Below are 4,930 nucleotides of genomic sequence, written 5' to 3' on the forward strand. Positions count from 1 at the left end.
TCGACACGCTCTTCACCGGCGACCGGCACCTGCAGGTCGAGCTCACCTGGGGCATCTACCAGCGCATGATCTCCGCCTACCGAGACCCCGACCGGGCGGGCGGCCGCACCGAGATGAACTCGGTCATCGACGCCCTCACCCAGGGCGTGCCCAGACCGTTGGTCGAGCTGCGCACGCTCGGCCGCACCCTGGCCCGCCGCGTCTGCGACGTCCTGGCCTACTTCGAGCGCCCCCGCACCAGCAACGGCCCCACCGAAGCAGTGAACGGTCGCCTTGAGCACCTGCGCGGCCTGGCCCTCGGCTTCCGCAACCTCACCCACTACATCGCCCGAGCACTCCTGGAGGCCGGCGGATTCAGGCCCCAACTACACCCTGGATTGTGAAGAGCCTAGTTCTCGAAGTTGGTCAGGCCGCGGGCGATTCGGCGGTGGAGCTCGATGAGGCCGTTGATGGCCTCGGTGCCGCCGTTGGTGGCGCCGGTGTCGAAGTAGGCCAGGAACGCCTCCTTCCACTTGCGCAGGGCCCGTCCCAGGCGGGCGACCTCGGGGATCGGACAGGAGGGGAACGAGTCCACGATGCGCTCGGCGATCTTGCGGCCCTCAGCCTTGTCGGACTGCTTGTACGCGGCGCGCAGCTTCTGGGCGCCCTGCTAGGTCAGGTCGACGGCCTCGTGAGCCTCGTGCGCGGCGAACGCCCGCTCGATCCGGGCGCGTTGCTTGTCGGTGAGGTTCTCGGCGCCGGCGCACAGGATGGTCTGGACTCCGTAGAGGGGGTCGCCCTTGCGGCCGCGGTGCCCGGTGGTGTCCTGCTGCACCCGCCGGCGGACCTCATCGACGCACCTGGTGCCCAGCGCGACGACGTGGAAGGCGTCCAGGACAGCGGTGGCGTCGGCCAGCTCATCGTCGATGGCGCTCTTGTACCCCTGGAACGGGTCGAGGGTGACCACGTCCACGCCCTCGGTGAACTCCTCCCCGCGTGCCTCCAGCCAGTCGGCGTACGCGGCCCGGGTGCGACCCTGGACCAGGTCGAGCAGCCGTGCCCTGACCTGCCCGTTCTCATCGGTCGTCAGGTCGACCATGCCGGTCAGCTCCTTCGGCCCGCGCCCGCCGTCCTCGGGCGCTTGGTGGACACGTGGTGCCACACGTGCTCATCGACCCCGAGGATGGCCACCCCGGCGAAGCGGGTCTCGTCAGCCGCCGCTGCCGTCAGGATCGGCTTGATCGCCGACCACACCGTGCGCCACCGCACGCCCAGCTGGCGGGCCACGCCCTGCACCGAGGCGTGCTCGGAGCGGATCTGGGTGATGGCCCACCGCGCGGCACGTGTCGTCAGCAGCCCCCGTGGCCGGACCAGGTCGGGCACCTGCTCGGTGAACGTCCGCACCTCGCAGGCGTCCTCGCGGCACCGGTAGCGGCGCTTGCGCCACAGGAGCACGACCGGGGTGTCGAAGCAGGGCGCGTCGACCAGCCGCACCGCACGCCGGCTGTGCGCCTCGGCCACCGTCCCGCAGCCCGGGCACCCGGCCGGTGCCGGGGCTGACTCGACGGTCACGGTGAGCAGCTCGGGATCGCGCCGGACGTCGGTCACGTGCAGACCGTCCAGCCCGACGAGGAGGTCGCAGTTGTGGCAGTACGCGCCGCCGGTGCCCAGGGCACGGCAGCACGACGTAGGCTCAGACACGTCGAGGTCCTTGGCGATCGGGAGAGGTAGAAGTCCCCTGATCATCGAGGACCTCGACCCCGTCCCGGCCTCACCCAGCGCGTCGGCGCGCCGCCCTCACCCCACCCTCAAAGACGAAGAGCCAGATAAGTGGAGTGCTGACCCGCCAGCCGCTACCGGAACCGAGCCTGCCAGAGGATCGGCAGCACCCATTAGAAGAGTGCGTTCCGGCGCAGCACCAGGGGTCTTCTGGTAGCCCTTTTCGAACTCGAGCGGGAACGGACGGGGCATAGCGGTCAGCCTTTCAGGACGACCGTCGGCCAGCGCCACCACTGAAACCAAGCTATGGGTCACGACGAGGCGTCAACCGAACGTTCAGCAGTCCCGAGGACCTGCGACGACCGTCGAAACTGGCCAGTTGTCAATCGCGCTTTCGTCAGTCGCCGCCCATCTGGTACTCGTAGGCCTGCCGGACCAGGCCCATGATGTAGGCGAAGTCTGAGTCCTCGAAGAGGCTGACTTCCGTGGGTCCGTTGCCCCAGCGGCCCTTCCCGCTGACGTCCTTAGCCAGTCCCCGTTCGTCGTTGACGACCTCGATGGGGATGTTGAGGCTCAATCGCAGGCGTGCCTTCTGCGGGACGACGTCGACGAAGTTCGTTTCGGCCTTGAACGCTACGTAAAGCTTCAGGAAGTGTCGGGTGACGCCCGGATCCAGAGCCATCGTCTCCGTGCTCAGTTTCTCGAACAGGTCTCGCCGGCGTGGGGGCAGCAGGTAGGGGTGGTCCTCGATGGTGAACCGAGACTCGCTGCGGGTGAGTCGGGTCCCTTCGATGGCGGCCGCGTCGAGATGCGGTCGCGACCAGATGGCGATGGCGTCGGTGGCCAGCCTGTCTCCACGCCTCTCGATCTCATCGACGGTCCAGGCGTCCAGCTGCCCGAGCCCGGCATTGAGACGCAATGGACTGTCCTTGAAGCCGCCTGGCATGTCTCGTTTGGTGGTGAAGGGATGGTCGGAGTACTCGGAGTTGTATCCGGTCAGGGTCAGATTGCCCAGGGTATGCAGGTACTTGCGCTGCAAATCTTGCCAGTCCTGACCCAACGCCTGGCGCCAGTGCGGAGAGAGATTCTCGTTCTGCGGGAGGATGTGCTCGATCGTATACTCCTCCACGGCAACCCGTTCTTTGCGCCCGTGATTCTCCAGTTGGCGGAGAAGGTAGGAACGTCGGCGGAAGTTGTACAGGTCAGTCGTGGTCAGCGACGCTCGGAACTCTTCATCGGTTGGGAACGCCCGGTAGCTGCGCATGCTCAGGAAGTGGGACTTAACGCTGTCGACGTAGCGATCCTTGCGCACAGCCGAGGCGAATCCCGCGAACGTCTTGTTGAGTGAGTTGGTGGGGATGCGGCACACAGCCCGACGGAAGACGTAAGAGGTGACCATCTGCACGATCTCATGCAACTCGTCGGTTCCCAGAGTGCCCAGCTCGTAGTCGGTGTACGCTTCCAGCAGAAACGGATAGACGACGTCGGCTCGGATCTGGTCCAGATCGCGAAAGACTGGTCTGAGTTTGGGGTCCTTCTCCTTGCCCAGGGCCATGGCGCAGAAGCGGTGGGCGTACTCGCGCAGGTCGACCACGAGGGACTCGATAGGTTCGTCGGCCTGAACGTGGGTGGTGGCGTAGTCCTTGAACGCCTCGTAGATGTCGTCCAGGCGGGGAATGTCTCCGGTCTTGACCGTTAGGTAGTGACGGACGAACTCGTCGAACTTGCTGTCGCTGGCGCCGACGAACTCCAGCTCCATGGGGCGCCAGTGGGCTGTGTAGATCTTGGTCTGCTCCTTGGTGGGCAGGTCCATCAGCACATAGTTGCGGATCAGGTCGGCCTGAGAGAGTTTGCGCCCAGTGGAGTTCATGGCTTCGAATACCAACTGGGGGTTGTCTACACCGCGCTCCAGCTTGACGTCGACCACGATCAGCTTGTCCAGGCCTCGGCACACCTGAACGAGGTCTAGCGTGGGGTCCGCAAACTTGTTCTGGAAGTACTTGTAGTTGTAGATCACGCGCGTGGTCAGACCATCGGCGGGTTTCACGCCTTGCACGATCGCGAACAGGGCGTCCCGGTCGCTTTGGGACAGGACCAGCTTGTGCTGCCGTTCGCCCTCTTCGTCGTCGTTCAGCAGGTACCTATTGCGGATCTTGCGCGGGGAGAACCCGTCGTAGGGCTCCTGCTCACCCCGGGGGAGCTGTGAGAGTCGTTCGACCAGGGCCGCCAGGATCAACGTCACGGTCGTGATGCGTTGCTGGCCGTCGATTATCAGGTCCGGCTCGGCCGAGGTGTTGGTTGCCTGGTCCCGCGCCACATAGACGATGGAGCCTGTGAAGTGCGAGCCCAGCCGCTCGTCGGTGCCCGCGCGCACGATGTCCGACCACAGCTGGGCGCACTCTGTCACCTGCCAGGAGTAAAGCCGCTGGTAGATCGGCACGATGAATTGGCTGCTCGCCTTGAGGAGCGTCAGCAGGTGCGAGTCGACAGCCTTCATGGCTTGATTCCCCTGTTTCTCCGCACAGGCCGTGATGGCCCGCGCCACGGTGCCGAGGTGCCCGGCCCTTCATAGCCGGCCGCGGTCAAGGGGCAGCCTAGACGGTCGCCCAAGCGCCTGGTCTAGCGCTACGTCGGCAGTCTTCGACCACGCTCATCCAGCCGATGGCCGTTGCGGTAGGCGTCGCCAGCAAAGCGACCGGTGTGCTGGGCCACGAGGTGGCCAGGCGGGTGCGGGGCCGCACATGAGAGCGGTTGCAACTTGCCCAGGCTCGCTGCACTTCCGCTCGGTCCCGCTCGACGGAGTGGTTCGTAGTCGGCCTCGAATTGCCGCCAGCCGATCTCGGGCGCGGCGCAGGATTGGTCGGTGATGCGTCGTCGTGGGTCGCGGGCGAGGGCCGCACGGTTTGTCCGCAACAGACCAGCCGGGGGCGTATCGGGCGTCGCCAGTAAGGAAGTCCCCCAGGTGACTGCGGAACTCGGCTCATCCGGCAGGAGGCGGTAGGGCACCCGATCGGCGGCAGAGTCGGACGTGTCCGTCGGCCCGCTCTACGCGCAGCCGGTCGTGGTCGCCACCCCAGGGAGGAATAGGCTACGCCATCTCGCCCGTCGCTAGGGAGCGGCAGTGGCTGGCTCGCCCTCAGCCTCGATCCGCCGATGTATTGGGTGACCAAGCCGGGTCGTAACACACGAATGCCCCTGTGACCTGGGACGATTGGACTTGCGACAGTTCGAT

General features: G+C 66.0%; 3 protein-coding genes and 1 pseudogene. 1 reads left to right on the forward strand and 3 read right to left on the reverse strand.

All coding sequences use genetic code 11. From position 1 onward, the window contains the following. Positions 1 to 383, forward strand: a 383-nt coding sequence (locus tag BJF81_RS11695; RefSeq protein WP_143780815.1) for a transposase, incomplete at its 5' end; no start/stop codon positions are given. Positions 384 to 388: 5 nt separating this feature from the next. Here the strand turns inward: BJF81_RS11695 and BJF81_RS19750 are convergent. From BJF81_RS19750 to BJF81_RS11705, 3 genes and pseudogenes are all read right to left on the reverse strand, one after another. Next, positions 389 to 1,078, reverse strand: a pseudogene (locus tag BJF81_RS19750) (ISL3 family transposase). A gap of 5 nt (positions 1,079 to 1,083) precedes the next feature. Continuing rightward, entirely contained in the window at positions 1,084 to 1,680 is a 597-nt protein-coding gene (locus tag BJF81_RS19755; RefSeq protein WP_237770215.1) for a helix-turn-helix domain-containing protein, read from the reverse strand. 415 nt (positions 1,681 to 2,095) lie between these two features. Continuing rightward, a complete protein-coding gene (locus BJF81_RS11705) occupies positions 2,096 to 4,243 on the reverse strand; it encodes a DUF262 and DUF1524 domain-containing protein (RefSeq protein ID WP_237770216.1) in 2,148 nt (715 codons plus the stop codon). Between the last annotated feature and the right edge of the window lie 687 nt (positions 4,244 to 4,930).

Origin of the sequence: Ornithinimicrobium sp. CNJ-824, from assembly GCF_001942405.1 — a bacterium.
Lineage (GTDB): Bacteria > Actinomycetota > Actinomycetes > Actinomycetales > Dermatophilaceae > Ornithinicoccus > Ornithinicoccus kibberensis.